22 protein-coding genes and 2 pseudogenes are annotated in these 26,963 nt (G+C 70.8%); 7 read left to right on the plus strand and 17 right to left on the minus strand.

Annotated features, from left to right (window positions below):
• Window positions 1-23: 23 nt before the first annotated feature.
• The gene (locus AB0B28_RS09985) at window positions 24-656 is read left to right on the plus strand and encodes a pyridoxamine 5'-phosphate oxidase family protein (protein ID WP_360119189.1); all 633 of its coding nucleotides are present in this window, start codon (window positions 24-26) and stop codon (window positions 654-656) included.
• A 7-nt stretch (window positions 657-663) separates the two neighbouring features.
• On the opposite strand, the gene AB0B28_RS09990 is transcribed toward AB0B28_RS09985, so the two are convergent.
• The 3 genes from AB0B28_RS09990 to mshC all read right to left on the minus strand — a co-directional run bounded on the left by AB0B28_RS09990 (window position 664) and on the right by mshC (window position 4,590).
• On the minus strand, window positions 664-1,557 hold the full coding sequence (locus AB0B28_RS09990; RefSeq protein WP_360119191.1) for a phenylalanine 4-monooxygenase: 894 nt from the start codon (window positions 1,555-1,557) through the stop codon (window positions 664-666).
• A 31-nt stretch (window positions 1,558-1,588) separates the two neighbouring features.
• Window positions 1,589-3,277, minus strand: a complete 1,689-nt coding sequence (locus tag AB0B28_RS09995) for an enoyl-CoA hydratase-related protein (RefSeq protein ID WP_360119193.1) — start codon at window positions 3,275-3,277, stop codon at window positions 1,589-1,591.
• Between the two features lie 71 nt (window positions 3,278-3,348).
• Window positions 3,349-4,590 (minus strand): cysteine--1-D-myo-inosityl 2-amino-2-deoxy-alpha-D-glucopyranoside ligase, encoded by a 1,242-nt coding sequence (gene mshC, locus AB0B28_RS10000; protein ID WP_360119195.1) that lies wholly within the window; start codon window positions 4,588-4,590, stop codon window positions 3,349-3,351.
• 131 nt (window positions 4,591-4,721) lie between these two features.
• On the opposite strand from mshC, the gene AB0B28_RS10005 reads away from it, so the two are divergent.
• Window positions 4,722-5,696, plus strand: coding sequence for an aldo/keto reductase (locus tag AB0B28_RS10005; RefSeq protein ID WP_360119197.1), 975 nt, complete (start codon window positions 4,722-4,724; stop codon window positions 5,694-5,696).
• Window positions 5,697-5,727: 31 nt separating this feature from the next.
• Here AB0B28_RS10005 and AB0B28_RS10010 read toward each other — a convergent pair whose 3' ends face one another.
• Window positions 5,728-6,222: a VOC family protein gene (locus AB0B28_RS10010; RefSeq protein WP_360119199.1), complete on the minus strand. Its 495-nt coding sequence runs from the start codon at window positions 6,220-6,222 to the stop codon at window positions 5,728-5,730.
• Between the two features lie 75 nt (window positions 6,223-6,297).
• Here AB0B28_RS10010 and AB0B28_RS10015 point away from each other — a divergent pair, with 75 nt between their 5' ends.
• A complete protein-coding gene (locus tag AB0B28_RS10015; protein WP_360119201.1) occupies window positions 6,298-7,134 on the plus strand; it encodes a helix-turn-helix domain-containing protein in 837 nt (278 codons plus the stop codon).
• A gap of 844 nt (window positions 7,135-7,978) precedes the next feature.
• Here AB0B28_RS10015 and abc-f read toward each other — a convergent pair.
• The 9 genes from abc-f to AB0B28_RS10060 all read right to left on the minus strand — a co-directional run bounded on the left by abc-f (window position 7,979) and on the right by AB0B28_RS10060 (window position 19,380).
• Window positions 7,979-9,595 (minus strand): ribosomal protection-like ABC-F family protein, encoded by a 1,617-nt coding sequence (gene abc-f, locus AB0B28_RS10020; protein ID WP_360119203.1) that lies wholly within the window; start codon window positions 9,593-9,595, stop codon window positions 7,979-7,981.
• Window positions 9,596-9,853: 258 nt separating this feature from the next.
• Window positions 9,854-11,176 (minus strand): M20/M25/M40 family metallo-hydrolase, encoded by a 1,323-nt coding sequence (locus tag AB0B28_RS10025; RefSeq protein ID WP_360119205.1) that lies wholly within the window; start codon window positions 11,174-11,176, stop codon window positions 9,854-9,856.
• Between the two features lie 295 nt (window positions 11,177-11,471).
• A complete protein-coding gene (locus tag AB0B28_RS10030) occupies window positions 11,472-12,665 on the minus strand; it encodes a cation:proton antiporter (protein ID WP_360119207.1) in 1,194 nt (397 codons plus the stop codon).
• Window positions 12,665-13,150 carry a TrkA C-terminal domain-containing protein gene (locus AB0B28_RS10035; protein ID WP_360119209.1) on the minus strand — a complete coding sequence of 162 codons (486 nt, stop codon included), beginning with the start codon at window positions 13,148-13,150 and terminating at the stop codon, window positions 12,665-12,667. Before AB0B28_RS10035 ends, AB0B28_RS10030 begins: the two co-directional genes overlap by 1 nt.
• Before the next feature lie 439 nt (window positions 13,151-13,589).
• On the minus strand, window positions 13,590-14,912 hold the full coding sequence (locus AB0B28_RS10040) for a glutamate mutase L (RefSeq protein ID WP_360119211.1): 1,323 nt from the start codon (window positions 14,910-14,912) through the stop codon (window positions 13,590-13,592).
• A 703-nt stretch (window positions 14,913-15,615) separates the two neighbouring features.
• Complete coding sequence (locus AB0B28_RS10045) at window positions 15,616-15,996, minus strand: hotdog domain-containing protein (protein ID WP_360119213.1); 381 nt, start codon at window positions 15,994-15,996, stop codon at window positions 15,616-15,618.
• Window positions 15,993-16,772: an OAM dimerization domain-containing protein gene (locus tag AB0B28_RS10050; protein ID WP_360119215.1), complete on the minus strand. Its 780-nt coding sequence runs from the start codon at window positions 16,770-16,772 to the stop codon at window positions 15,993-15,995. Before AB0B28_RS10050 ends, AB0B28_RS10045 begins: the two co-directional genes overlap by 4 nt.
• A complete protein-coding gene (locus AB0B28_RS10055) occupies window positions 16,769-18,325 on the minus strand; it encodes a lysine 5,6-aminomutase subunit alpha (protein WP_360119217.1) in 1,557 nt (518 codons plus the stop codon). The genes AB0B28_RS10050 and AB0B28_RS10055 overlap by 4 nt, the downstream gene beginning before the upstream one ends.
• Window positions 18,322-19,380 carry a hypothetical protein gene (locus AB0B28_RS10060; protein WP_360119219.1) on the minus strand — a complete coding sequence of 353 codons (1,059 nt, stop codon included), beginning with the start codon at window positions 19,378-19,380 and terminating at the stop codon, window positions 18,322-18,324. Before AB0B28_RS10060 ends, AB0B28_RS10055 begins: the two co-directional genes overlap by 4 nt.
• A gap of 174 nt (window positions 19,381-19,554) precedes the next feature.
• Here AB0B28_RS10060 and AB0B28_RS10065 point away from each other — a divergent pair, with 174 nt between their 5' ends.
• Both AB0B28_RS10065 and AB0B28_RS10070 read left to right on the plus strand, forming a co-directional pair.
• Window positions 19,555-21,012, plus strand: a complete 1,458-nt coding sequence (locus AB0B28_RS10065) for a lysine 2,3-aminomutase (RefSeq protein WP_360119221.1) — start codon at window positions 19,555-19,557, stop codon at window positions 21,010-21,012.
• Entirely contained in the window at window positions 21,009-21,848 is an 840-nt protein-coding gene (locus AB0B28_RS10070; RefSeq protein ID WP_360119223.1) for a 3-keto-5-aminohexanoate cleavage protein, read from the plus strand. The genes AB0B28_RS10065 and AB0B28_RS10070 overlap by 4 nt, the downstream gene beginning before the upstream one ends.
• A gap of 55 nt (window positions 21,849-21,903) precedes the next feature.
• Here the strand turns inward: AB0B28_RS10070 and AB0B28_RS10075 are convergent.
• The 3 genes and pseudogenes from AB0B28_RS10075 to AB0B28_RS10085 all read right to left on the minus strand — a co-directional run.
• A pseudogene (locus AB0B28_RS10075) lies at window positions 21,904-22,455 on the minus strand (TIGR03086 family metal-binding protein); the annotation flags it as partial.
• Between the two features lie 12 nt (window positions 22,456-22,467).
• Window positions 22,468-22,941, minus strand: a pseudogene (locus AB0B28_RS10080) (SRPBCC family protein); the annotation flags it as partial.
• The gene (locus tag AB0B28_RS10085; RefSeq protein WP_360119225.1) at window positions 22,938-23,303 is read right to left on the minus strand and encodes a metalloregulator ArsR/SmtB family transcription factor; all 366 of its coding nucleotides are present in this window, start codon (window positions 23,301-23,303) and stop codon (window positions 22,938-22,940) included. The gene AB0B28_RS10085 and the pseudogene AB0B28_RS10080, both read right to left, overlap by 4 nt.
• A gap of 208 nt (window positions 23,304-23,511) precedes the next feature.
• On the opposite strand from AB0B28_RS10085, the gene AB0B28_RS10090 reads away from it, so the two are divergent.
• Entirely contained in the window at window positions 23,512-24,660 is a 1,149-nt protein-coding gene (locus AB0B28_RS10090; protein WP_360119501.1) for an MFS transporter, read from the plus strand.
• Between the two features lie 43 nt (window positions 24,661-24,703).
• Here the strand turns inward: AB0B28_RS10090 and AB0B28_RS10095 are convergent, their stop codons facing one another.
• Complete coding sequence (locus tag AB0B28_RS10095; protein ID WP_360119227.1) at window positions 24,704-25,003, minus strand: hypothetical protein; 300 nt, start codon at window positions 25,001-25,003, stop codon at window positions 24,704-24,706.
• 170 nt (window positions 25,004-25,173) lie between these two features.
• Between AB0B28_RS10095 and AB0B28_RS10100 the strand changes: the two genes are divergently transcribed.
• Window positions 25,174-26,835 carry an ABC transporter ATP-binding protein gene (locus AB0B28_RS10100; RefSeq protein WP_360119228.1) on the plus strand — a complete coding sequence of 554 codons (1,662 nt, stop codon included), beginning with the start codon at window positions 25,174-25,176 and terminating at the stop codon, window positions 26,833-26,835.
• The last annotated feature ends 128 nt before the right edge of the window (window positions 26,836-26,963 follow it).

Raw genomic sequence — 26,963 nt, forward strand, 5'->3', positions numbered from 1 at the left:
CTCTGCCGGAAGGAAACAACTCAATGGACGATGACACTCGACTGTGGACCGAAGTCACCGACCCCGCGAAGCTCCGCGAGATCGTCGGGGAACCGATGTCCCGCGCCGCCGAGAAGGAGCGGTTCCGACTCCACCCCAGGGACCGCGAATGGCTGGCGGCCTCGCCGTACGTGGTCGTGGCGACCACCGACGCCGAGGGCAACTGCGACGCCTCCCCCAAGGGCGACCCGGCCGGGATCGTGCACGTGCTCGACGACACCACGATCGCCATCCCCGAGCGCAAGGGCAACCGGCGCGTCGACGGCTACATGAACGTGCTCGCGAACCCGCATGTGGGCCTGCTGTCGGTCCTCCCCGGGCGCCGCGAGACGCTGCGGATCAACGGGCGCGCCCGTGTGGTCTCGGACGCGCCCTTCTTCGAGCACATGATCGTCAAGGGCCACAAGCCGATCCTGGCGCTCGTGGTCGAGATCGACACGATCTTCTACCACTGCGGCAAGGCCGCCATGCGCTCGGGCATCTGGAACCCCGAGTCCTGGAATCCCGACACGCTGCCCTCGCAGGCGCAGCTGGTCAAGGAGACCCAGATCGTCGCAGAGACCGTCGAGCAACTGGAGCAGCACTACGGCGAGGTGTACGAGAAGGGCCTTTACTAGGCCCCGCCTAGCCCTTCCCGGCGTCGGCCAGGAGCCGCTCGATCGAGTCGTCGTCGCAGGTCTCCCAGAACTCCCCCACCACGTCCTCCAGCTGCTCCATCGAACCGGCGTCGAAGAGCTTGTCCTGGTAGTGCGTGATGTCGTAGTCGATGGTGCCCATCGTGACCAGGTCGAGCGGCATGATGGTCATCCCGCGGAACTCGTCGATCTCCCCGTAGGAGGAGAGGATGCCCGCGCCGTAGGCCTTGAGGCCGTCCTTCTCGCTCATCACCCCGAACTCCAGGGTGAACCAGAAGACGCGGGAGACGAATTCGAGCGCGTCCTCGGAGTGGACGCGGCGGGCCGCCTCGCCCGCGGCTCGGTACAGCGCGGCGAACCTCGGCGACGCGAGGGCGTTGGCGTGGCCGATGACCTCGTGGATCACGTCGGGTTCAGGCGTGTACAGCGGCACCGAGTGGTGGCGGATGTACTGGGTCGCGTGGAACTTCCCGTCGGCCAGCACCCCGTAGAACTCGCGCAGCGGCACCAGCCCGGCCGCGGGCAGGTAGCTGAACCCCGTCAGCGGCGCGAGGGCCTCGGAGACCTCGTGGAGCTGCGGGATGTGGTCGGCGGGGAGCTTGAGGCGCTCGCCGCCTTCGAGGTACTCGCTGGCGGCCAGTTCCCGGTGCTTGATGGCGAGTTCGGCGCTGACCAGCCGCCAGATCTCGTGCTCGGTGTCGGTGTAGGCGACCTGGGGCATGGGTAGGCCCGGGTCCCAGTCCATTGCGAGGGCCGCGATGGCGTTGCGCCGGTCGCGGTACTCGGGGTCGGCGAAGCCCGGGTGGTTCTCACCCAGTTCCACGACGACCGTGCCGTCGGCGTCGGTGTTGACCGGCGCGAAGTACTGTCCTTCTTCGAACATAGGGACAGTCCATCAGGTGGGACGCGGCCTGTCAACGCACTGGCGAGACTGGCAAGCCCTGTCCCTGGCCGAAGCGCAGCTTCGCGGGGGTCTCGGCGGGGGCCGACTTGCCGAGGAACGCGCGGCGCTTGGCGTCGAAACCGTGCCTGTCGTCGAACATGTCGCGGGCCATCTCGGCCAGCTCGATGGTGCGGTAGTACGACATCGGCTTGGCCTCGGCCCTGCGGCGGGCCTTCGCGGCGAACATGCGCCCGCGCGCGACCGGCTCGTTGTAGCCGACCGCCACGGCCCGCAGCCAGCGCCCGAACTCGTCCCAGTCGCGGGGGCCGACCGCGCCGATGAGGCCGATCCGGGCGGCCTCGGCGGCCGAGATCGGGAGCTTGTCCCCCAGGAGCCTGGCGGCGGTCTGGGCGCCGACGCGGTTGGCGACCGACCAGGTGTGCAGCTCGGAGCCGTAGATGCCCATGTCGTAGTAGGGGTTGAGGACGGTGCCGTCGCGGGCGACGGTGACGTCGGCGCAGAGCGCGGCCATGACCCCGCCCGCGCCGGCGTTGGCCGAGAACGCGGCGACGGTGAGCTGGTCGGCCTCGGCGATCGCCAGGCACAGGTCGTCGATGGCGTTGATGTTGTCCCAGGCCTCGGCCGCGGGGTCGGCCGCGGCGTCGATGACGCCGAGGTGGATGCCGTTGGAGAAGGCGTGCTCGGTGCCGGTGATCACGAGGATGCGGGTGTCCTCGGTGAGGGCCTTCTCGACCGCTCCGGTGAGGCGGCGGCACTGCTCGGTGTGCATGGCGCCGTTGTAGGAGCGAATCGACAGGTAGCCGATGTCGCCTTCGCGGCGGTAGCGAGTCTCGGCGATCGCGTCGGGGGCGGGCCGGAAGGGGACGCTCGCGGCGTCGACGACCATCGCGGCGGGGAGCTTGGGGCCCCGCTTGCGTTCGAGGAGGGCGGCGTAGCCGACCCACAGGAGGCCGCGGCCGGTCGCGAACGCGATCGACTCGCAGTCGCGGCCGACGATGGTGCCCGGCTCGGCGAGGGTCCGCTCGTCGGTGGCGGCGGCGTCGTAGAGGCAGTAGGTGCGCCCGGCGATCTCGGCCGAGGCGCCGGGGGCGCCGTCGGCGGCGGCGATGCGGCGGGCCAGGTCGGCCGCGGGGGCGCGCCAGTCGAGCGTGAACGCGGGGCGGCGCAGCAGCGGGAGTTCGCCGGTGCCGGGGATCGGGCGCGGGTGGCGGTCGGCCGGGATCGGCCGCTCCCCGGCGGCGACCTTGCGGACGGTGGCCGCGACGCACTCCATCGCCGCGTCGGCCACGCGGCTGTTGTAGAGGGCGCTCTTGGTGATCCCCTGGGGGACGTCGAACGTGAAGGAGGCCCAGATGGGGCCCGCGTCCATCTCCTCGACCGCCGAGAGGGCCGTGACGCCCCAGCGGGGGCTCTGGCCCAGCAGGGCGTGGTCGAGCGAGGAGGGGCCCCTGTCGCCGACCGGTCCGGGGTGGACGATCACGGTGGTCCAGCGCCGCCACACCTCCTCCGGTACGCGGTGCTTGAGGAAGGGGCACACGATGAGGTCGGGGTCGATGCGCTCGACGGTGCGCGTGAGCGACTCGGGGGTGTCGTGGGCGGGGGCGAGTTCGACGCCGACGTCGTGCCCCTGCTCGCGCAGGGTGCACCAGACGCGCTGGGTGAGACCGTTGAAGGCGGACGCAAGCAGCAGGATCTTCAATTCGACTCCAGGGGAATGGGGAGTCGGCCACGCTCAGTGATGAGCGTACCGATACTCGGCATTTCGCACAATCAGCGCGTGCAGTCTATGCCGAGGATTCCTCCGATCGTGTCGCGGGCGAGGCTCGGGGCCGAGGGGTCCTCCCCACCTGCGGCGAGCGTCTCGGCGGCCCACTCGTCGACGGCCCGCAGGGCTCCGGCGGTGTCGAGGTCGTCGGCGAGGCGCTCGCGAACGGCGGTGAGCATCGCCCCGGCCGGGACGGCCAGTTCGCGGCCGACGGCCTCGCGCCAGCGCCCCAGGCGCAGTTCGGCTTCGGCGAGCGCGGCAGCGCTCCACTGGCGGTCCTCGCGATAGTGCTGGGCCAGAAGCGCCAGGCGCACGGCGGCGGGGTCGGTGCCTTCGGCGCGGAGTTTGGAGACGAACACGAGGTTGCCCAGGGACTTCGACATCTTCTCGCCATCGAGGCCGATCATGCCGGTGTGGACGTAGGCGCGGGCGAACGGGCTTGCGCCAGAAAGGGACTCGGCGTGCGCGGCGGACATCTCGTGGTGGGGGTAGATGAGGTCGTTGCCGCCGCCCTGGACGTGGATCTGGGGGCCGAGGTGGTCGAGGGCGATGCAGGCGCACTCGATGTGCCAGCCGGGGCGCCCGGGGCCGGCGGCGGAGTCCCAGGAGGGCTCGCCGTCCTTGGGGGCGTTCCACAGGATCGGGTCGAGGGCGTCACGCTTGCCTTCGCGGTCGGGGTCGCCGCCCCTTTCGCGGGCGTAGCGGAGCATGGTCTCGCGGTCGTAGTTCGACTCGGAGCCGAAGCCGGGGTGGGACTGGACCGAGTAGTAGACGTCGCCGCTGTCGTGGCGGTAGGCCGCGCCCTTGTCGAGGAGTTCGGCGACGGCCTTGCCGACCGAGGGGATGGACTCGACGGCGCCGACGAAGTCGCGCGGCGGGAGGACCTGGAGGGCCTCCATATCCTCGCGGTAGAGCGCGGTCTCGCGCAGGCCGAGGACCTGCCAGTCGGTGCCGTCGCGTTCGGCGCGCTCGAACAGGGGCTCGTCGACGTCGGTCACGTTCTGCACGTAGTGGACGTCGAGGCCTTGGTCGAGCCAGTACCGGTGGACCAGGTCGAACGTGATCATGGTGGCGGCGTGGCCGAGGTGCGTGGCGTCGTAGGGGGTGATGCCGCACACGTACATGGTCGCGCGCTCGCCGCCGGGCTCGACGGTCTCGCGCAGGCCCGCCGAGGCGGTGTCGTGCAGGCGCAGGGTCGGGCCGTGGCCGGGCAGGGAGGGTACGTGCGGTGCGGTCCAGGAATCCATGTCCGCGATCTTATTTCGAATACCGGCCGCGCGGCCAGCGGCGGCGAATCGCGCGGGGAGGCTTCGGACACGTCCTCTCAAGCGCACCTGCGGGACTCATGCGAGGGTTGCTCGATGTACCTTGTGTGCTCATGGAACGCCGACCACTTGGACGCAGCGGGATCGAGGTCTCCTCGCTCGGTCTGGGGACGATGACCTGGACCACCGACGAGGCCGGGCTGGAGGATGCCGCCGCGCAGCTCCAGACCTTCGTCGAGGCCGGGGGCACGCTCGTCGACACCGCCGACGTGTTCGGCCAGGGCGCCGCAGAAGAGGTGATCGGGCAGCTCATCGGCAAGATCGCGGCGCGTTCGGAGCTGCACATCGCCACCAAGGCGGGCGTGCGCACCGACGGCGCGCCGCGCAAGCGGGACACCTCGCGCGGGTGGTTGACGCGGTCGCTCGAAGGGTCGCTGCGCCGGCTCGGGACCGACTACGTCGACCTGTGGATCCTGCACGTGTACGACCCGGACACGCCGCTGGAGGAGACCATGTCGGTGCTCGACAACGCGGTCGCCAGCGGCAAGGTGCGCTACGTGGGGCTGTCGAACCACACCGGTTGGCAGACGGCGCGGGCGTTCGCGTGGCAGTCGGCGTGGCCGGGGCGCACCCCGGTCGTGGCCAGCCAGGTCGAGTACTCGCTGCTCCAGCGCGGGGTCGAGCGCGAAGTGCTCCCGGCGTGCCTGGCCATGGAGATGGGCGTCCTGGCGTGGTCGCCGCTGGGCCGCGGGGTGCTCACCGGCAAGTACCGGTTCGGGCGCCCGGCCGACTCGCGGGCGGGCTCGGCCCAGTGGTCGCGGTTCGCCGGGGCGTACCTGGACGAGCGGTCGGCGGGGATCGTGGAGGCGTGCGCGACGGCGGCCGAGGGGCTCGGGGTGAGCCCGCTGGAGGTCGCCCTGGCGTGGGTCCGCGACCAGCCGGGCGTGGCCTCGGCGATCGTGGGGGCGCGCAACGCGACGCAGCTGCGGGCCTCGCTGGCGGCCGAGCAGCTGTTCCTGCCTCCGGAGATCCGGCTGGCGCTCGACGACGTCTCGGCGCCGACCGTGGGGTACCCGGAGAGCTATTGAGCCGCGGGCGTCGACCCGCGACTCCGGCGGGTTATTCGCCTTCGCTCATGGAGGCGATCCACTCGTCGACGCGGCGCTCGCCCTCTTCTCGGGAGACGTCCTCGACTCGGGTCATGATCGCCCAGCGGCGGCCGAACGGGTCGGCGATCGAGCCGTACAGGTCGCCGGTGAGGAAGACCGAGGGCTCCTCGCGGACGCGCGCGCCCGCTTCGACGGCCTTGGCGAAGACCGCGTTGGTATCGGGCACGTAGAGAACGAGCGAGGCGGTGATGGTCTCGGGGTCGGGTTCGGCCATGTTGAAGCCCGGGTTGACGTCGCCGAGTTGGAGGATCGAGTCGCCGATCTGGATCTCGGCGTGCCAGACCTTCCCGTCGGGCCCGGTGTTGCGGGTGAGTTCGACGGCGCCGAAGACCTCGGTGTACCAGTCGATGGCCTTCGCGGCTTCCTTCACCACGATGAACGGCGTGATCGAGTGGTAGCCCTCGGGGATCGGGTTGACGCTGGTGTGCTCGGGATCTGTGCTCATGGCCCCAGTCTCGCCGAGGCCGGGGCCGGTCGCTTGTAAAAAAGCGACGTACCCCGGATCTACGATGCAGACGTGGTGAACGGACCGACTTCCAGCGACAAGGGCCTCCTGCGACCGCAGCAGGCCGCCCGGCACATCGACCTGCGGCGGTATCCGGTGACGGGGGCGCTCGGCATGTACGTGGAGCGGTACTGGGCGGTGCACTGGGACCTGCCGGAGGGTACGGCGTACGAGTCGGTGGTGATCCCCCACCCGTGCGCGAACCTGAGTTTCATGCCGGTGATCGGCGCGGAGGTCCACGGGCCCGGGGTGGCGGTGTCGCGGCACCCGCTGGCCGGGCGCGGGCGGGTGTTCGGGGCGAAGTTCCGGCCCGGCGGGTTCACCGCGTTCACGGGCATCGAGGCGGCCTCGGTCGCGGACTGGGCGGTGGGCGCGGGGACCGTGTTCGGGCCGGATGTGGACGAGTTGAACGCGATCGTGATGAGCGGGGGCGACGAGGCGGGGATCGAGGCGGTCTCGGCGTTCTTGAAGGCTCGGATGCCTTCCGGGGTCGATGAGCGGTACGAGGAGCTCTTGGGGATCGTGGCGCGGATGTTGGAGGACCGGACGCTCACTCGGGTGGATCAGCTCGCGGCGCAGTGCTTCACGACGGTGAAGGGGCTGCAGCGGCTGTTCGGGGCGTACATCGGGCTGGGGCCGAAGATGCTGCTGCGGCGGTATAGGTTGCACGATGCAGCGGACCGCCTTGCGGCTGACCCTGGGGTGGACCTGGCGGGCCTGGCGGCGGAGCTGGGGTGGAGCGATCAGGCGCATTTCACGCATGACTTCAAGGATTTGATCGGGTATCCGCCTTCGGAGTATGCGGCTCAGTGCGCTACGGAGGCCAGGGAATTGGTGCTGGCTCGTCGGTAGACGGCGGTGGGTCGAAGGTCGGGGTTCGAGCTGTCAGCGACGGTCGGGTGTGGCGGGGGCGGGCTGGGCGGCGGTCTGGCGGGTTGGTTTCGGTTGCGGCGCAGGCGAGATGGGTTGAACATGAGTCATTTGCACCCTTGTGGGTGATGCTATCCCTTGGTGTTCATGGGAGAATTGATTTACGCACAGGGATATGGAAAACGTACAGGTGTCGTGTAGGTGCAAGCAGACTAAGCCAAGCCTCTGGCCTACAGGCAAACCGGACTTTCTCCGAGACTTTCCAGGTCTCAGTCCTTTCGTGCCATCGGGTCTCACAGCGAACCGACCTTCTGGGTCATTGGGTGGGAGATCTCCGGTCGGGATCACCCTGGCCGGGGGCAGTGCTCGGAACGAGGCACATAAAGACGCTTGGTTCGACCGCAAGGCCTGAGAGGTGCCCTTCGAGCGTGGACCCGTCCGACAGGCGGTCCCACGCAAGACGAAGCGCTTCTCCCCTATGGGCTTCACCGTGCCCTGGGATTCCAATGGTGGCGTCGCTTCCCGTGCCGGCATCGGAAGGGCCCACAGCGGTGGTGAGTCAGGCGAGGTGGTAATGCCAGCCGGGTTGCCACTGGAACGGCGCATCTAGGAGGTCTTCGATCCGGCTGCCGCCCAAGAGGACCTGCAGCGCCCACCGGTTGGTAGCGCTCGCCGAGTTCCGCGGCGGCTGCGCGGCCCCGCGCCGACAGGCGACCGGGCAGGTGCCCGGTCGCTATGCCACGTTCGTTGTCCTCGGTGATCGAGTGGGTCTCGTAGATGATCGATACGGCCATCAGGGTTTGCACTCCGTTCGTCGCGGATTCGGTCAGACCAGGGACCCGGCGTCCATCTCCAGGCGTCGTCCTTCGAAGGACTCGCGGAGGCGGCGGTCGTGGCTGACCAGGACCACCGTGCCCGTGTAGGTCGCGAGGGCCTCCTGGAGCTGTTCGGCCAGGACCGGCGAGAGATGGTTCGTGGGCTCGTCGAGGAGCAGCACGTCCACCGGGCGGGTCACCAGCCTCGCGAGTTCGAGGCGGCGGCGCTGGCCCGTCGAGAGGGCCGCCACCGGGGTCCCGAACTGCTCGGGTGCGAACAGCCCCAACGAGAGCAGGGCCTCGGCGTGCTCTTCGAGCGTGCCGACGCGGCCCTCGGCGAAGGCCCGCAGCACCGATTGGCGCTCAGAGCCGGGGCCCGAGAGCTGCCGCAGGTGGCCGATCGCGCCACCCCGATCACTCTCGCCTTCGTCGGGCGTGAGTTCTCCGGCGAGGACTCGCATGAGCGTGGTCTTGCCCGCGCCGTTGGGTCCGGTGATGAGGACCCGTTCGCCGTGGGCGACCGACAGCCGGTCGACCTTCAGGCGGTCGCCCACGCGCACGCCTTCGAGTCGCAGTGCCGCGCGGCGCGTGTCGACCTCGGTGGTGACCAGGGTCGAGGTGAACCGCATCGGTTCGGGCGGCGGCGCGACCGGGTTGGCGCGCAGCCGTTCGAGCGCCTGCTTGGCGATCTTGATGCGGCTGGACGCGCCGTGGTCACGATTGCGTGCCCGGAAGGCCCCGGTGGACATGTTCGCCATCGGGAGCTTGCGCGGGATCGCGCCCATGCGGTCGGCGTTGTGGTCGACGATGCCTTCTTGGCGTACGAGTTCGGCGCTCCATTCGTCGTAGGCGGCCTGCGCCTGTTGACGCTCGGATGCCTTGGCAACGAGATATCCCGAATAGCCATTGCCGTAGCGGCGGGCCTTGCGGTCCCCCACTTCGATCATCGTGGTGGTCACGGCCTCCAGGAAGGCCCGGTCGTGGGTGACTGCGACGACGGTGCCCGGCCAGGCCCGCAGCTCGGCTTCGAGCCAGGACACGGCCGCGTCGTCGAGGTCGTTGGACGGCTCGTCGAGCAGCAGCAGCGCCGGACGCGAGGCGAGCGTCGCGGCCAGCATGAGCCGCGAGCGCTCGCCGCCCGAGAGCGTGCCGATCGGGCGCGAGCGGTCGAGCCCGGGCAGGCCCAGCGCGGCGCACGCGCGGTCGACGCGCAGGTCGGCGTCCCAGCCCTCGCGGGCTTCGAAGCGGGCCATGAGGTCCGCGTAGTGCTCGGCGGCGGCCTCGTCGCCGCCCGCGATCGCGTTCTCGGCCTCGCGCATGGCGGCCTCGATCTCGCGAAGGTCGGCCAGCGCGAGGTCGATCGCGTCGGCGACGGTGCGGTCCTCGGGCAGGTCGAGCTGCTGGGGCAGGTAGCCGATGCCTCCCGGGGAGGTGACGGTGAGTTCGCCGTTGTCGGGTGTTTCGACGGCGGCGAGGAGCCTGAGCAGGGTGGACTTGCCCGAACCGTTGTCGCCGATGACGCCGAGGCGTTCTCCGGGCTTGACGGTGAACGCGATCCGGTCGAGGACGAGGTGGTCGGCGTAGCGCTTGGTGACGTCTACAAGGGATACGTGTACATGGCGGAGCAAGGCGGCCTCCAGGAAGCAGTCGATGAGGAGAGGATGCAGGCACGCGAAAGGGAAGCGAATGGCTTCGGGAATTTCGGATGCGTGCCGTGGCGGTCGCTGCGGAGCGGGGCTCGACGCGGTGACCGGGCTGCTTCTAGAGGAAGAAAATCAACATCGCTGACGATCGCAGCCGCGATGTTCGGGGCCGGCAAGCACAAGAGGGGCCCTTGTGCGGTGAGGGTGGTCACCGCGCAAGGGCCCGTTGGGTTCTCGCAGGGGTTATGAGCGGGAGACGAAGCGGTCCATGACGTCGACTCCGAATTGGAGTCCCGAGATCGGGACGCGCTCGTCGATGCCGTGGAAGAGCGCGGTGAAGTCGAGGTCGGCGGGGAGCTGGAGCGGCGCGAAGCCGAAGCAGCGGATGCCGAGGGTGGCGAAGGCCTTGGCGTCGGTGCCGCCGGAGAGCATGTAGGGCACGGTGACCGCGCCGGGGTCGGCGAGGCGGATCGCTTCGGCCATCGCGTCGACGAGCGGGCCGTCGAAGGAGGTCTCGTAGCCGGGCTGGCGGATCTCGTATTCGAAGTCGATGCCGGCTCCGGCGAGGTCCTTGAGGGTGGCTTCGAGTTCGTCGTTGCGGCCCGGGAGCGAGCGGCAGTCGATGACGGCGTCGGCGGTGGAGGGGATGACGTTGGTCTTGTAGCCGGCGTCGAGGCGGGTGGGGTTGGCGGTGTTGCGGAGGGTCGCGCCGACGAGGCGGGCGATGGGGCCGAGTTTGGCGACGGTCTCGTCGGGGTTGGACGGGTCGAACTCGATGCCGGTGAGTTCGGAGACCGATTCGAGGAACTGGCGGACCGTGGGGGTGATCTCGACGGGGAACTGGTGCCCGCCGATGTTGGCGACGGCGCGGGAGAGGCGGGTGACGGCGTTGTCGTCGTGGAGCATCGAGCCGTGGCCGGGGCGCCCGGAGGCGCGCAGGCGGAGCCAGTCGAGGCCCTTCTCGGCGGTCTGGACGACGTAGACGCGCAGGTCGTTCGGGAGGGTCATGGAGAAGCCGCCGACTTCGCCCACGGCTTCGGTGACGCCTTCGAAGACCTCGGGGTGCTCCTCGACCATGAAGCGGGCGCCGTAGTCGGAGCCGGCCTCTTCGTCGGCGGTGAAGAGGAGGACGAGGTCGCGTGGGGGGAGGACGCCGCGGCGCTTCCAGTCGCGCACGAGGGCGAGGAGCATCGCGTCGAAGTCCTTCATGTCGACCGCGCCGCGGCCGAAGAGGTAGCCGTCCTTGATCTCGCCGCTGAAGGGGTGGACGGACCATTCGCCGGCCTCGGCGGGGACGACGTCGAGGTGGCCGTGGAGCAGGAGGGCCCCGCGGGAGGGGTCGGCGCCGGGGAAGCGGCAGGCCACGGAGGCGCGGCCGGGCGCGGATTCGTAGATCTTCGCTTCGAGGCCGACTTCGGCGAGCTTCTCGGCGACGTATTCGGCGGCGGCGCGCTCGCCTTTGGCGGTCGCGTTGTCGCCGGTGTTGGTGGTGTCGATCCGGATCAGGTCGCGGGCGATCTCGACGACCTCGTCGGCGGGGCGGGGCTCTTTCGCGGTTTCAGCCATCCCTGAGTTCTATCAAGCGCTGATAACGGTTCGCACCGCGCTGTGGCCGCTGTCGCAGTATTCACTCCGGTCGCGGGCACTGGGGGGCTTGAGGCCGACTGCCATCCCAAACCCCCACCCACCCAGGGGACTATGCGCTGATCATCGCCGAGGGGTACGACAGAAATCGGGCCCCGGAGCGGGCGAGTCACCCGTTCGGGTGCGGTGGCGCTCGCCACCGCACTCGAAACGGCTGGTCAGGCGTGCGCGAGGTGAGTGCGAAAGCCCGGTCGGTTGGGGCCGACCGGGCTCTTCGTCAGGTGTTCGCGGCTTCGGCCAGGCGTTTGGCTCTCGCCTGCCTGCGGCGCTTGGCGACGATCGGGCCCGCGAGGCGGGGGGCGATCGGGCCGAGGGCGGCGAGGATGAGCACGTAGGCGGCGGCGACCGAGCCCAGTTGCGGATTGAGTCCGGCGGTGACGCCAAGGCCTGCGATGACGATCGAGAACTCGCCTCGTGGCAGCAGCACGAGGCCGGCTCTGAGCTTGCCGGTGAACATCGAGCCGCTGCGTTCGGCGGCCCACCAGCCGGTGGCGAACTTCGTGGCGATCGTGCAGACCGCGAGCGTGATCGCGACCGGGAGCACCGGTGGCAGCGCCGTCGGATCGGTCTCCAAACCGAAGTTGACGAAGAAGATCGCCGCGAACAGGTTCTTGAGCGGCTCCAGAGTCTCCTCGGCTTGGCGCGAGACCTCGCCGGAGAGCGCCATGCCGACGATGAACGCGCCGACGGCGGCCGAGACGTGGACCTTCTCGGCGAGTCCGGCCACGACCAGGACGATGCCCATGACCTTGAGCATGAGGATCTCGTCGCTGGGCGAGGCGAGGAACCGCGAGAGCAGCCCGCCGAACCGGGAGGCGACCAGGAACGCCGCGGCGACCGCAAGCAGCGCCACGCCGAGGCCGACCGCGGCCTGCGCGAACGCGAGCCCGGCCAGGATCGTGGTGAGGATCGGCAGGTACAGGGCCATGACCAGGTCCTCGGCCACGAGCAGCGCGAGGATCGTGGGGGTCTCGCGGTTGCCGAGCCAGCCGAGGTCGGTGAGGACCTTCGCGATGATGCCCGAGGAGGACACGTAGGTGACGCCGCCGAACACGACCGCGGCCACCGGGCCCCAGCCCAGCAGCAGCGCGCAGAGCACGCCGGGGGTGGCGTTGAGGACCAGGTCGACCACCGCGCCGGTCCACGAGGTCTTCATGGTGCCGAGCAGTTCGCGCGGGGTGTATTCGAGGCCGAGGGTGAACAGCAGGAGGACGACGCCGACTTCGGCGCCGACGTCGAGGAAACCGGTGATGGCGTGCATCTCGTAGACGCCGCCGTGCCCGAACGCCAGGCCCGCGAGGAGGTAGAGGGGGATCGCCGAGATGCCGTACCGCCCGGCGAACGCGCCGAGCAGTCCGAGGGCGCCGATGAGGACGCCCAGTTCGAGGAGGAGCTCTACAGTGTCGTGCACTATTCGAGCCCCCGCAGGATTCTCTCGACCGCGTCGACCGCCTCCTGCGTTCCGATCGTCACGAGCCGGTCGCCGACGTGCAGGGTGGCCGAGGGGGCGGGTCCGGTCTCGACGCCGTCGGAGCGCACGATCGCGACGATGGAGGCGCCGGTGCGGGTGCGGGCGCGGGTGTCACCGAGAGGGCGCTCGGCGTAAGGGCTGGTGGCGTCCACGAGCAGCTGGCGGGAGACGAGGTTGTCGATCTCGTGGTGGAGCCGGTTGAGCTTCTCGACGATCCGGGCGCCGCCGAGGAGCTCGCCGATCGCGGCAGACTCGTCGGCCGAGAACACGATGCAGTCGAGCATCGAATCGGGATCGTCAGGATCGTAGATGACGAAGTCGCGGCGGCCTTCGCGGTGGGCGACTATGCCGAGGCGTACATGGCGCTTGGTCTCGAATTCGAATCGCACGCCGATTCCGGGCAGCTCGGTGCGCTCCACGTCCACTGTTGATCACTCCTTTTGTGCGGGATACGCACCAGACCGTACACCCACCCCGCCCGCCTCCGACGCGATCGTCAGGGGCCGACGGCAGTGTGGGACACGCAAGGACTGAGGAGGCCGGAGGCGCTGCGGGCCCGCGAAGCGGGGCCGTCGGTGTCCGCTGCGACCCGGGCTCGGACGGTCGCCTCAGGCGGCGCGGGGGCCACCGGATGAGGGCGGGCGACCTGGGGACAGGTCGCCTCGGGCCGGCGTGCGAACGGCTAGGGCGGGTTTGGGAACTCGCGGCGAGTCGGTATCGGAGTCCATTCGTTCGCTCGCTGGGCTCGTATACGGCTCGCAAGCGTCGCCGAGGTCGCAGAAGGCCTTCCCGATACCGGTGTTGGATCGGGAAGGCCGACAACGAAGCGAGCGGGCTAATCGGCGCGAGGGGCGCAAACACCGCCTAGATATCGGCGAGGAGGCGCGCGGCGAGGTCGGTGCGGCCCTCGGCCGCCAGGAGGCCCGCCGGGGCCAGGCGGTAGTCGGCGTCGATCGCGAACCTCGCGTCCTTCGGCGGGCGGACCCCGCCGGAGGTGTCGCCGCCGACCGCTTCGCGCAGGAGCTCGACGGCGTCCGGGTCGCGGCGCAGGATGCCGCCCGAGCCGATCACCAGGCCCACGGCCGCGAGGTCCTTGCCGCCGCGCAGCGGCTCGGTCGGGCCGCCGATGCGTTCGCCGCGCGCGTGGCGGCGCACCGCGACGCGGGCGGCCAGCGCGGTGAGTTCGGCGTCGTCGGCGAGGTCGTCGGTGCGCAGACCGGGGTCGGCGGCGCGCAGGCGCGCGGCCTCGGGGAGGGTCCAGGAGACCGGCAGGTCCTCTTCCTCGGCGGCTTCGGTGATGCCGACGGCGGTGTGGCGCACGCCGAGGTCGCCTTCGACGGTGCGCGAGCGCCAGGCGGTCCCGGCGACTTCGGCGCGGGGGCCTTGGAGTTCGGCGTCGGGGGTGAGCACGGAGTAGACGTCGGTGGTCGCGCCGCCGACGTCGACCACGAGGAGGTCGTCGGCGACGAGTTCGGCGAGGGTCTCGACGCCGGTGAGGACCGCGTCGGGGGTGGCGGCCTTGACCATGCGGGTGAAGTCGGCGCTGGCCGAGAGGTGCTTTCCGGCGATGACGTGGTGGAGGAAGACTTCGCGCAGGGCGGTGCGGGCGGGGACGGGGTCGAGCGCGCCGATGCGGGGCAGGACGTTGCCGACTGCGGTGACGGGGATGTCGGCGGCGCCCAGGAGGGCGGTGACCTCGGGGGCGGCGCTGGCGTTGCCCGCGAGGACGACCGGGGTGCGCAGGCCGGAGGCGGCGAGGTCGGCGGCGTGGGCGAGAAGGACGGTGTCGTCGCCGCCGTCGGTGCCCCCGGCGAGGAGGAGCACGTCGGGCCGGGCGGCGGCGAGCGCGTCGAAGTCGGCGGCGGTGAGGTGCCCGGCGCGCACGTCGACCACGCGGGCCCCGGCGCTGAGCCCGGCCCGGTAGGCGGCGCGGGCGGTGACGAGCGGTTCGTTGCCGATGACGCCGAGGCGCAGGCCCCCTCCGGCCGAGGAGCACACGAGCGTGTCGATGACGTTGACGCCCTTGGGAAGTGCTGCGGCGAGGGCGTTGTCGAGGCCTTCCATGACGTCGGTGGCGAGCGTGGTCGGATGCGAGGCGGCCCCGAGGAGGGCCCCGCTGTCGGCGTCGACGACGGCGGCCTTGGTGTAGGTCGACCCGACGTCGACGCAGACGACGGCACTGGTCATCGCGTGGCTCCCGGCGGGTTCGAGAGGCGGGAAGGAAGACGGCGAGGACGAGCGGCGCGAAGATCCGCGGCGCAGCGATCCCGGTGGCGGCAGCCGGCGGTGCGGCAGGCGGCCGTGACCGCGGCTGTCCGACCTGCGAGGCGCGCACCGCAGCGTTCACGGCCGACACTGTCCGGCCCCGAGTCGGTCCCGTTCACGCCACCGCGAGCGATCGGCGTCGCTTCGCGGTCGCCGCCGCGCTGCGAGGAGCGATCGTGGCGGTCAGCGCGGGCGGCCGTACTCGCAGCGGTTCGGATCGCGGCGGGCACGCCGCACTGCATGCGACGTCGTCCGCGGGCGCGGCGGTCGATCGCCGTCATGCCGTGGTCGGCACCGCTCCGTGGGACGACCGCGTTCGCGGCGGCGCCATCCGCATCGTGACAGTCAGCGCAGGCGGCCACGCACGCCTCCGTCCGGACCACGGCGCGCACGCCGTCCCGCCTGCGACGCCATCTGAAGGCTCGGCGGTCGATCGCCGTCATGTCGCAGGCGGCACCGCTCCGCTGGACGACGCCGTTCGCAGCCGAGCCATCCGCATCGTGACGGTCGGCGCGAACGGCCGCTCTCGCAGCCCGGGCGCCGCCCCGCCTGGGCCGCCGCCCGTGGGCGATCGTCGCCGCCGTTCGGTCGGCACCTTCGACGCCTCGTCCCCGAGCCGTGCCGGTCACGGCACCACCACCGTGCCCGTTGCCGTGGTCGCGATGATCGGCTCGTCCAGGACCTGTGCGACCGAGGCGCCCTTGTCGGGCTGGGCCCGGCAGACGACCTTCAGTACGAATTCGACGGTGCGGCTTCGCTTTCCCGTGCGCACTACCGTTGCCGTCGCCTCGACCACGTCGCCGGCCCGCACCGGGGCCTTGAACTGTACGTCCGCATAGGACGCGAACAGTCCTTCGTCGCCGTCGGTGAGGATGCACAGTTCCGTGGCCACGTCGCCGAACATGCCGAGTCCGTAGGCGCCGTCGACCAGGTCGCCGCCGTAATGGGCGTGGCTGTAGGGGATGTAGCGGCGGTGGGTGACGGCGGTGCCGTTGTGGTCGGTCATGCTGTGGTTCCGTTCGAAGGCTCGGTCGTCTGCGGTTCGGTCCGGTTCGAGAACACGAGCCGGTGGACGAGGAAGGAGGCGACGTCGGAGGGCATGGTGCCGCGGCTGAAGATGCGGTCGACGCCGAGGTCGGCGGCGGCGTTCTCGTCGAAGCGGGGGCCGCCGACGACCAGGAGCGGGCGCTTGCCCGGGGGCAGGGCCTCGCGGAAGGCCGCGGACATCTCGCGGGTGTTGTGCAGGTGGGCGTCCTTCTGGGTGACCACTTGGCTGACCAGGACCGCGTCGGCCTGCTCGTCGACGGCGCGATTGACCAGGTCGGGGACGGCGACTTGCGCGCCCAGGTTGACCACGCGCAGTTCGCGGTAGTACTCCAGGCCCTTCTCCCCCGCGACGCCCTTGATGTTGAGGATCGCGTCGATGCCGACGGTGTGCGCGTCGGTGCCGATGCACGCGCCCACGACGGTGAGCTTGCGGCCGAGCTTCTCGCGTACGGCGTCGTTGACTTCTTTGGGGCTCATGTGGGGGAAGTCGCGCTCGACGACCTTGACCTCGTCCAGGTTCACCAGGTGGGTGGTCGCGCCGTAGACCACGAAGAACGTGTAGGACTCGCCGATGGCCTTGGCGTGGACGAGCATCGCGCCGTCGAGGCCCATCTTGGCGGCGAGTTGGAGGGCCGCGCCCTCGGCGCGTTTGTCGTGCGGGATCGGCAGGGTGAAGGACATCTGCACCATGCCGTCGCCGGTGGTGTCGCCGTAGGGGCGGACGATGCGGCTCACTGCTCGCCTCCATCCAGGATCTCGGTGGCCGGGTTCCAGTAACCCTCGGCGCGCTTGGCGACGCCGTCGAGGCCGCGGCCGCCGTCGGCGGGGCGCTTCATGATGCCGAAGGTGCCGTCGGCGATGGCGTTGAGCAGGCCATCGTCGACGATCTTCTCCAGCAGTTCGACCGCTTCGCCGAGGACGTGGTTCGCACGCCCCGCGATGAAGCCGTCGGCGGGCGGGTGGAAGTCCTCGGCGAGCCCGGCGCAGGCGCTGAGGACGTACCGCACGTTCTGGAGGGCGATGTCGCGGTCGGAGATCCAGGGGGTGACGACCGCTTCGGTCATCATGCCCACCAGGAGGATCGACTGCCCGGTCATGACCCCGGCGAGGTTGAAGAACCCGTCGAGGAGGTTGCCGCGGAACACGTCGCCGGTCATGTGCTTGGTCGGCGGCATCCACTTGAGCGGCGCGTCGGGGAACAGCTGACGGGCCAGGAGCGCGTGCGCGAGTTCGAGCCGGAACGACTCGGGCACTTCGGGGTTGATCTCGAACGCGTGCCCGAGGCCGAGCAGGTGGTCGGGCAGGCTCGCCTCATGGGCGAAGCGCTCGTTGAGCAGCTGCGAGACGGTCACGGTGTGCGCGGCCTCGACCGCGTCGGCGGTGGTGAGGTAGTTGTCCTCGCCGGTGTTGATGATGATCCCGGCCCGGGCGTGGACCTGGCGCGAGAAGCGCTGGTCGACAAAGGTGCGGATCGGGTTGATGTCGCGGAACAGGATGCCGTACATCGAGTCGTTGAGCATCATGTCGAGCCGGTGCATGCCCGCCAGCGCGGCAATCTCGGGCATGCAGAGCCCCGAGGCGTAGTTGGTGAGGCGGATGTAGCGGCCGACCTCGCGGGAGGTCTCGTCGAGGGCGGCTCTCATGAGGCGGAAGTTCTCGCCGGTGGCGTAGGTCCCGGCGAAGCCTTCGCGGGTGGCCCCTTCGGGAACGTAGTCGAGGAGGGACTGGCCGGTGGAGCGGATGACGGCGATGACGTCGGCTCCGGCTTTGGCGGCGGCCTGGGCCTGCGGGATGTCCTCGTAGATGTCGCCGGTGGCGACGATGAGGTAGATCCAGGGGCGCTGGGGCGGGTCGCCGATCTCGCCCACGAGCTGGTCGCGGCGGGCGCGGGAGGCGTCGATGCGGTCGAAGCCGGCCCCGATGGCGGCCCGTGCCCTTTCGCGGGCCGCTTCGGCCGCTGTGCCGGTGGGGAGGGTGAAGCGCGCGCCGCCCGCGGCGGCGGCGTGGGCGAGGCGGGTGAGGTCGGGGTGGTCGGCGAGCGCGTGGAAGACGGGGAGGGCGATGCCGTGCTCGATGCCGATCTGGTCGGCGACGGCGTCGGCGATGCGGTTGACCCAGGGGATGCCGTCGGGGTCGGCGCCGGTGAGTCCGGCGAGGCGCAGGGTGGCGCGCTCGACCGAGACGGTGGTGTGGCTGCGGGCGAGGTCGACGACGGGTTGCGCGGCGCGGGCGGCGAGGCGGCGGGCGAGGGCGACCTGTTCGGGGTCGAGCGGGAGCAGCGCGGTCATCGGGCCTCCTCGGGTTCGCCGACGCGGGTGGTGAAGAGCTCGGCGAGCGCCGGGTGGGAGTCGACGAGGTGGAGCGCGTAGTCGGCGTGGCCGGGGACGTAGCCGTTGCCGATGAGCATCTCGACGTCGGCCGCGAGGCCTTCGGCGCCGAGCGCGGCGGCGGGGAAGGAGGTGGCCATGGAGAAGAACACCACGGTGCCGCCGGTGGCGGTGGCGAGGATCGCGCCGTGCTCGCAGCCGGGGACGTCGACGCAGACCACGGTGACGTCCGCGCCGCGGCCGTCGAGGGCGGCGGTGACGGCTTCGGCGAGGCCGAGCGGGTCGGTGGCGTCGGCGACGGTGATGCGGTCGGCGAGGCCGGTACCGCGCAGCCGTGCCGCTTCGTCCTCGGTGCGGACGACCGCGAGGACGGTGGCGGCGTGGGCGTCGCGGGCGGCGGCGAGCGAGAGCGACCCGGACTTGCCGGCCGCGCCGAGGACGGCCACGGTGGTGGCCGCGTGGGGGCGGCGGGCCACGACGCGGCGCACGAGGGCGGGCGCGCCGCACACGTCGAGCACGGCGAGCGCGACCGGTTCGGGCAGGTCCGCGGGGAGGACGGCGGCAATGGAGCGGCCGAAGAGGATCGCGTGGCCTTCGGCGGGGACCTGCTCGGAGGCGCCGTCCCAGGCGGCGAGGCCGTCGGTGATGCGCAGCGGGGTGAGGGTGAGCGAGACGAGGGTGGCGACCTTCTGGCCGACCTTGAGGCCGAGCGGGGAGCGGGGTCCGACGGCGTCGACGGTGCCGATGAGCATACCGCCGGAGCCGGTGACGGGGTTGTGCATCTTGCCGCGGCGCTGGACGATGTCGAGCACTTCGGCGCGGACGGCCGCGCCGTCCCCGCCGTGGGCGGTGCGCAGTTGCCGGAAGGAGGCCGCGTCGAGGTTGAGGCGCTCGATCGCGATCCTCACCTCGTCGTCGGCGATCTCGGGGTCGGGATCGAGCCGTTCGGCCGCTTGTGGCAGCGCTCCGGCGGGATTGACGACTCGGTGCGATCCGACCGGTGAGCCTGTCGACATCGTTGCCGCCCTTCTGGTAGCAGGGTCTTTATTGAGTCTCAATATGCGGGACCTAGCGCACTACAGTAACGGAAGGTTATCCTCGTCACAAGGACGGCCATCCCCGTCCGCAGGCTTTCCCCGGGACACCATCCCGGACATGGAGGTGAGAAGGTGTCGGATCGACCTTCGGGCGTGAGCGCACCCGTCCAGATCGAGCAGCCCTACCAGTACCGCAGGCGGGAGCTGGTGGAGCCGGACTGGACGCGGTTCCCGGGCTGGGCGGACGTGACCGAAGCCGACTGGGCCTCGGCGCAGTGGCAGCGGGTCCACTGCGTCAAGAACGTCAAGCAGCTGCGGGAGGTGGTGGGCGACCGGCTCGACGAGTCGTTCTTCGCCGACCTCGAAGCGGACATGGCGAATTCGGCCACGATGTCGATGCTCCTGCCGCCGCAGATGCTCAACACGATGGTGCCCGGCATCGAGGAGACCTCGGCGGGCTCGTGGACCGACGCGTTCCTGTCCGACCCGGTGCGCCGCTACATGCTCCCGGTGGCCTCGGACCGGCGCACCGACTGGCCCTCGCACCCGTTCTCGGGCCGCGACTCGCTGCACGAGCACGACATGTGGGCCGTGGAGGGCCTGACCCACCGCTACCCCACGAAGGTCCTCGCCGAGCTCCTCTCGACCTGTCCGCAGTACTGCGGGCACTGCACCCGCATGGACCTGGTCGGCAACTCCACGCCGACGGTCGACAAGCGCAGGCTCGCGCTCAAACCCGTCGACCGCCAGAGCGCGATCCTCGAATACCTGGAGACGCACCCGGGCGTGCGGGACGTGGTGGTCTCCGGCGGCGACGTGGCGAACCTGCCGTGGCGCCAGCTGGAGCGGTTCCTCGAGCGCCTGCTCGACGTCGAGACCATCCGCGACATCCGCCTGGCAACCAAGGCGCTCATGGGGCTGCCGCAGCACTGGCTCCAGGACGAGATCGTCGACGGTATGGGCCGCATCGCCAAGACCGCCGCCGAACGCGGCGTGAACCTGGCGATCCACACGCACATCAACCACGTCAACTCGGTGACCCCGACCGTGGCGAAGGCGGCCGCGGCGATGCTCGACGCGGGCGTGCGCGACGTGCGCAACCAAGGCGTGCTCATGAGGGGCATCAACGACACCCAGGCCGACCTGCTCGACCTGTGCTTCGCGATGCAGGGCGAGGCGAACATCCTGCCGTACTACTTCTACATGTGCGACATGATCCCCAACGCCGAGCACTGGCGGACCTCGGTGGCGCAGGCGCAGGAGCTCCAGACCGCGATCATGGGCTACCTGCCCGGGTACGCGACCCCGCGGATCATCTGCGACGTGCCGATGGTCGGGAAGCGCTGGGTCCACCAGCTCTCCGAGTACGACCGCGAGCTGGGGATCTCGTACTGGACCAAGAACTACCGGACCTCGATCGAGGCCGACGACCCCGACGCGCTCACCCGGCGCTACCCGTTCTACGACCCGATCGACACGCTGCCCAAGGCCGGGCAGCAGTGGTGGGGCAACATGCACCCGCCCGTGGCGGTGCGCGAGGCCGGGAACGAGGCAGCGGCGCGCTCGCGGCAGGCCGCCGCGCGCCAGGACGAGGCGGCGGAGGTCGGGTGAGCGGGACCCTCATCACGGTGGCCCCCACCGGGGCCGAAGTCGACAAGGGCGAGGTCCCGGCGCTGCCGGTCACGCTCGACGAACTCGTGGCGACCGCGGTCGCGTGCGAGCGGGCCGGGGCCTCGATCATCCACGTGCACCTGCGGGACGACGACGCGAAGCCGACGCTCGACCCGGTGCGGCTGCGCGACGCCGTCGCGGCCCTGAGGGACACGACGGACCTGATCGTGCAGTTGTCGACCGGCGGGTCGGTGCGCGACGGCGAGGCGGCGCGGCTGGCCGTGCTCGACGCCGAACCGGACATGGCCTCGTGCACGATGGGCACGGTGAACTTCGGCCCCGACGTGTTCACCAACCGCTGGGACTTCATCACCGAGCTCCACGCCCGGATGATCGACCGGGCCGTGGTGCCCGAGTACGAGCTGTTCGACCTCGGGCACGTGGCGTCGCTGGCGCGGCTGCTCGATCAGCACGGGCTGCCGTTCGGCGAGCACGTCCACGTGGACTTCGTGCTCGGTGTGCCCGGCGGCGCGGCCGGGGACGCGTCCACGGTGACCGCGTTCGCCGAGGCCGTGCGCCGGTACCTGCCGGAGGGGACCACGTTCTCCGCCACCGGGATCGGGCGCACCACGCTGCCGGTCATGTACGCCTCGCTCGCGCACGGCGGGCACCTGCGCGTCGGCATGGAGGACACCGTTTCGTTCGCTCGCAGGCAACCGGTGAAGGGCAACGACCAACTCGTGGCCCGCGCCGCGGCGGCGGCGGAACTGGCACAGCGGCCCGCGATATCCACAGTGGAGGCACGTAAGCTCCTGCGGATGCGGGACGCCGACTGATCCGGGGACGACGACGGGACCGGCCGCATTGCGGCCGGTCCCGTTTCGCGTCGGCTCAGCCTTCCGGCTTCCAGGCGGGGTCGCGGCCGATGAACGCCGCGAGCCGGTGCTGCGGGGAGGCGTCGTCGGCGACGGCTCGGGCGGGACCGAACTGGCCGCTGTCGCGCAGCATCTGCTCGATCGGCCGCATGGCCGCGAGCGCGGCGCGGCAGCGCTCCTGGCCCAGTTCCGGTTCGCGGCCGAGCGCTTTGGCCAGGTCCCACGAGTGCATCCAGACGTCCCCGGTGTAGAACTGGTCGATCGCCTCGTCCACGGGTTTGTCGCCGGTGTGGGGGTTGCTGAGCACACGCCCGGCGGGGGCGTCGACGATGGACTGGATGTCGGCGACGTGCCGACGCCAGGCGGCGGCAGGGTCGGCCTCGACGTCCAAGGGCTCCAGTTCGATCCCGGCGCCCTTGAGGAAACTTCGGGACCACTCGACCAGGTGCTTCACCACGTCCAGGGCGGTCCATTCCGCGACCGGGCTGGGACGCGACCAGTCCTCGGCGGTGGCGGACTCGACCAACGAGGTGAATACGGCCGCGTCGTGCGCGTGCCGCCCGGAGGGGTCGTCCGGGACCTCGCCGAGGAGCTCGTCGAGTTTGTCGTAGCCCTCGTCGACGCCAACCTCCATGCCGCTGGCGAGGATGCCGTCGCGGGTCGCGAAGTCCCCCACCACACTCAGGACCCGCAGGCGCGTGCGCCCGCCTTCGAGCGGTTCGAAGACCAGGGTCTCCAGGGCGACGCCGTCGGGTTCGCCCTCGTAGGTGAAGGTCCACACGATCCGCTCGTTCTCGCGCACCTGGTGGAAGCTGCCGTAGAAGGCGGCGATCTCCTCGCCGTCGCGGTCGTTGGCGAAGGCCCATTCGCCGCCGGTCCGGGCGTCCCAGCGGGTGATGCGCGTGGTGATCGAGCGCGGCCCGACCCACTGGGCGTAGAGGTCGGGGTCGACGTGGGCGCGGAACAGCCGCTCGGGCGGGGCGTCGAACTCCCTCGTGATCTCGATCGTCGGCGTCTTCGGGTCCGCAGTGATCTCGGTCTGGTGCTGGGTCATGATGCGTCCTTCGTCAAGTCGGTTCGCCCCTCGTCGTCGGCCGTGCGGGCCAGCAGGGCGTCGAGGCGGCTGTAGCGTTCCTCAGCTTCGCGGCGGTAGCGTTCGATCCACTGCGTCATCAGGTCGAACGTCTCGGCGTGCAGGTGGACGGGCCTGCGCTGCGCGTCCCTGCTGCGGGTCACCAGCCCGGCCTCTTCGAGCACCTTCACGTGCTTGGAAATCGCCTGGAGACTGCATTCGTAGGGCTCGGCCAGCTGGCCCACGGTCGCGTCGGACACGGCCAGCCGGGCCACCAGATCGCGTCGGATCGGATCGGCGAGCGCCGCGAACGCCCGGTCGAGCCGCATCGAGCTGTCGTCCAAGAATCCTCCTCAACCGCTCGGTTGAATACGACGCTACTCCGAAGCGCGATCGTTGTCAACCAGTTGGTTGAATAACGGTTGACGTCGTTCGCCGGCCAGCATCGGGCGGCGCGTCCTGGTGAGGTTGTGCGTGCTCACCGCACCCGACCTCGAGACAGGACGCCGACTCGTGCACACCGACACCGCGGCCCAGACCGCGCCCGCACCGATGGAGACCGCCGCCCGCTGGCCCGCGGTGATCGCGGTGATGATGGGGATCTTCGCCATCGTGACCACCGAGATCCTTCCCATCGGATTGCTGACCTCGATCGGCGCGGACTTCACCGTCTCGGACGGGATGGCCGGGCTGATGATGACCATGCCGGGCCTCCTCGCGGCCGTCGCCGCGCCGCTCGTGACCGCCGCGACGGCGCGCTTCGACCGACGGATGATGTTGTGCGCGTTCATCCTGCTGCTCGCGGTCGCCAACTTCATGGCCGCGGCGGCCACCGGTTACTGGGTGCTGCTCGCCTCACGGGTGCTCGTGGGACTGACGATCGGCGGGTTCTGGTCGATCGGCGCGGGCCTGGCGAGCAGGCTCGTGCCCGCTGCTTCGACCGCACGCGCTGCGGCCGTGATCTTCTCGGCGGTGCCGCTCGGGTCGGTGCTCGGCGTCCCGGCCGGGACGCTCATCGGGCAGTTCGCCGGGTGGCGCACGGCGTTCGTGGTACTCGGGATCCTCAGCGCCGCCGTGCTCGCGGCGCTGCTGCTCACGCTGCCCGCGCTGCCTCCTGCGCAGGCGACCCGACTGGGGTTGCTGGGGCGGACGCTGAAACACACCGGGACGCGCTTCGCGCTGGCCGCGACGTTCCTCATCGTGCTGGCCCACTTCGGGGCGTACACGTACATCACGCCGTTCCTCGAACAGGTCACCGGGGCCGGGCCGGCCGTCGTCACGGGGGCGCTGCTGGTCTACGGCGTGGCCGGGATCGCCGGGAACCTCGTGTGCGGCACGGCCGTGGCGCGGTGGCCGCGGGCCACGTTCGGGGCCACCGCAGGCGTGATCGCGGCCGGGACGGTGCTGCTGCCGGTGCTCGGGCAGGACCTCGGCGGGGCGATCGCGCTCCTCGTCCTGTGGGGCGCGGCCTACGGCGGCGTCCCGGTCTGTTCGCAGACGTGGTTCGCCAGGGCCGCGGCGAATCCCGAAGTCGCGGGCGTGCTGTTCACCGCGTCGTTCCAGGCCACCATCTCACTCGGGGCGCTGCTCGGCGGCGCGGTGGTGGACCGGGGCTCGCCGTCGGCGGTCATGGTGCTCGGCGGGCTCACCGCCTCGCTCGCGGTCCTCGTGGTGGCCGCCTACCGACCGCAGACGAGGTGAAGGCCCGGCCGCTTTGCGCGGCCGGGCCCTGTCCGTCGGATCCTCAAGTGCCCCAGCGGCGGCCGACGCCCGAGACGGCGCCGCCGATGGCGAGGTAGACCAGGGCGGCGAGGCCGTAGTTGACGACCGCGCGGACCTTGGGGTCGTCCACGGTGAACATGTCGCGGAACAGCCACGAGAACCAGTTCGCCAGGTCGGCGAAGAACGCGACCAACGGGTTGGCGGTGTTGGCTTCGAGGAGCACGAACGCGAGGTGCAGCAGGATGATCAGGGCGATGAGCCCGAACACGATGGTGATGACGTGCACGATAAGCGGACGGTGCCGCGTGGCGACGATGGGCATGACCACTCCTTCCCCATCGAAGTTGTGTCGATGGTGGACGGAACGGGTTCCCCGAAGCGGCGCAACGCAAACCGGCGCGCACGGAAATCCACGCTGCGTGACGGCACGACTGCGAAGCGAGCCGGAAACGAGGAGGCGTCACAGCCGGTCGGCAGGTAAGCTTCGGACACATGCCCTCCCCCAGTCCCGGGCCGCTCACGCCGATGCGGCTGTTCCTGCGGCAAGCGCGCTCTGGCCGACGGCGGTTCGCGCTCGGCGCCGCGCTGTACGTGTGCTCGGCCTGCTGCTCGATGCCGCAGATGTGGATGATCGGGAAGATCATCGACGAGGGGCTCATCGCCCGCTCGATCGAAGACTTCGCGCTGTGGACGGCCGTCACCGCGGTGCTCGTGGTCGCGCAGCCGGTCCTGTGGGCCAACGGGTTCCGGCAGTTCGCCACGGTCGAGGCGCGCAACCAGCGCGAGATCGTGCGCGACCTGACCGACCGGCTCAACGCGGTCGGGCCGGTCGTGCGGGAGCGGGTCTCGGCCGGGGAGCTGGTGAACCTGCCCAGCGAGGACACGCGGCGCGCGGCGCGGGCAGTCGCCGAGATCGGGTTCGTGGTCAACAACCTGACGATGTTCATCGTCGGTTCGCTCCTGGTGTGGTCGATCCACCCGCTGCTGGGAGTGGTGCTCATCAGCGGCGGCCTGGTCACCGCGCTCATCGCCGGGCCGCTCTTGGGGCGGCTCCAGCAAAGGCAGTCGGACTACCGGGCCAAGATCGGCGAGCTCACCGCGCACGCGGCCGACATCGTCGGCGGCCTGCGGGTGCTGCGCGGCATCGGCGGCGACGTGCTCTTCGCGGCCCGGTACGGGCAGCGCTCGGATGAGCTGCGGCGCAACGGATACGAGGTGGCGAATTCGAGTTCGTGGATCCACGCGCTGCGCACCTCGATGCCGATCGTGTTCGTCGCGGCGATCACCTGGGTCGGCGCGCTCTTGGCCGCACACGGGTCGATCAGCATCGGCGGGCTGGCGTCGGCGTTCAGCTTCGCCACGATCTTCATCGCGGTCTCGGGGAACTTCGTGTCCTCGGCGAACTACCTGGTCGCGTCCTGGGTCGCGGGCAAACGGGTGGTGCGGATGCTCAACTTGGAGCCCGACCTCGCCGACACCGGGACGATCCGCGGCTCCGGCGGCGAACTGCGCGACCCCGACTCGGGCCTGACCGTGCCGGTGGGCTCTTTGACGGTGGTCGTGACCGCCGAGACCGCACCGGCCGCCGAAGTGTGCGAACGCCTTGCGCGCTATAGGGACTCCGAGGCGCAGTGGGGCGGGCACGCGCTGGAGGAGTACGCGCTCGACGAGGTGCGGGAGCGGATCATGCTGCTCACCAACGAGGACTACGTGTTCGCCGGGACGCTCGCGGCCACGCTGCGGGTCGGCGAAGGCGAAGCGCGCGAGGCGATCGCGGCCGCGTGCGCCGAGGACGTGCTCACGAGCCTCGGCTCCAGGTTCGACGCCTGGATCGAGGAGGGCGGGCGGAACCTCTCGGGGGGCCAGCGGCAGCGGCTGCGCCTGGCGCGGGCACTGGCGGCCAAGCCTGAGACGCTGCTCGCGGTCGAGCCCACGTCCGCTGTGGATGCGCACACCGAATCGGTGCTCACGGCTCGATGCGCCGAGCTGCGCGCCGGGCGCACGACGGTGGTGGTGACGGCCTCACCGCTGTGGCTCGCGCACGCCGACCGGGTGGTGTGGATGGTCGAGGGCAAGGTCCACGCGACCGGGACGCACCACGAACTGCTCGCGGACCCGGCGTACCGGGCCCTGGCCTCGCATGGGGGCGCGTGATGGATCGGCACACGAACGGCCTGGGGCGGAGCGCGAACCGAGACCGGCGGGCGGCGCGGACAGGCGGGGCGCTCGCTTCGGGCGGGGGCGAATGATGGCGCGTCGAGCGGGAAGCGGAGCGAAGTCGA

This window comes from Glycomyces sp. NPDC046736, assembly GCF_040645615.1.
Lineage (GTDB): Bacteria > Actinomycetota > Actinomycetes > Mycobacteriales > Micromonosporaceae > Glycomyces.

Coding starts and splice junctions, on each gene's coding strand:
- AB0B28_RS10005 (WP_360119197.1), top strand. CDS start 4,722: ATGGAACGCCGACCACTTGGACGCAGCGGGATCGAGGTCTCCTCGCTC.
- AB0B28_RS10045 (WP_360119213.1), bottom strand. CDS start 15,996: ATGACCGACCACAACGGCACCGCCGTCACCCACCGCCGCTACATCCCC.
- AB0B28_RS10060 (WP_360119219.1), bottom strand. CDS start 19,380: ATGTCGACAGGCTCACCGGTCGGATCGCACCGAGTCGTCAATCCCGCC.
- AB0B28_RS10010 (WP_360119199.1), bottom strand. CDS start 6,222: ATGAGCACAGATCCCGAGCACACCAGCGTCAACCCGATCCCCGAGGGC.
- mshC (WP_360119195.1), bottom strand. CDS start 4,590: ATGGATTCCTGGACCGCACCGCACGTACCCTCCCTGCCCGGCCACGGC.
- AB0B28_RS09985 (WP_360119189.1), top strand. CDS start 24: ATGGACGATGACACTCGACTGTGGACCGAAGTCACCGACCCCGCGAAG.
- AB0B28_RS10040 (WP_360119211.1), bottom strand. CDS start 14,912: ATGACCAGTGCCGTCGTCTGCGTCGACGTCGGGTCGACCTACACCAAG.
- AB0B28_RS09990 (WP_360119191.1), bottom strand. CDS start 1,557: ATGTTCGAAGAAGGACAGTACTTCGCGCCGGTCAACACCGACGCCGAC.
- AB0B28_RS10095 (WP_360119227.1), bottom strand. CDS start 25,003: ATGCCCATCGTCGCCACGCGGCACCGTCCGCTTATCGTGCACGTCATC.
- AB0B28_RS10090 (WP_360119501.1), top strand. CDS start 23,512: ATGGAGACCGCCGCCCGCTGGCCCGCGGTGATCGCGGTGATGATGGGG.
- AB0B28_RS10100 (WP_360119228.1), top strand. CDS start 25,174: ATGCCCTCCCCCAGTCCCGGGCCGCTCACGCCGATGCGGCTGTTCCTG.
- AB0B28_RS10025 (WP_360119205.1), bottom strand. CDS start 11,176: ATGGCTGAAACCGCGAAAGAGCCCCGCCCCGCCGACGAGGTCGTCGAG.
- AB0B28_RS10055 (WP_360119217.1), bottom strand. CDS start 18,325: ATGACCGCGCTGCTCCCGCTCGACCCCGAACAGGTCGCCCTCGCCCGC.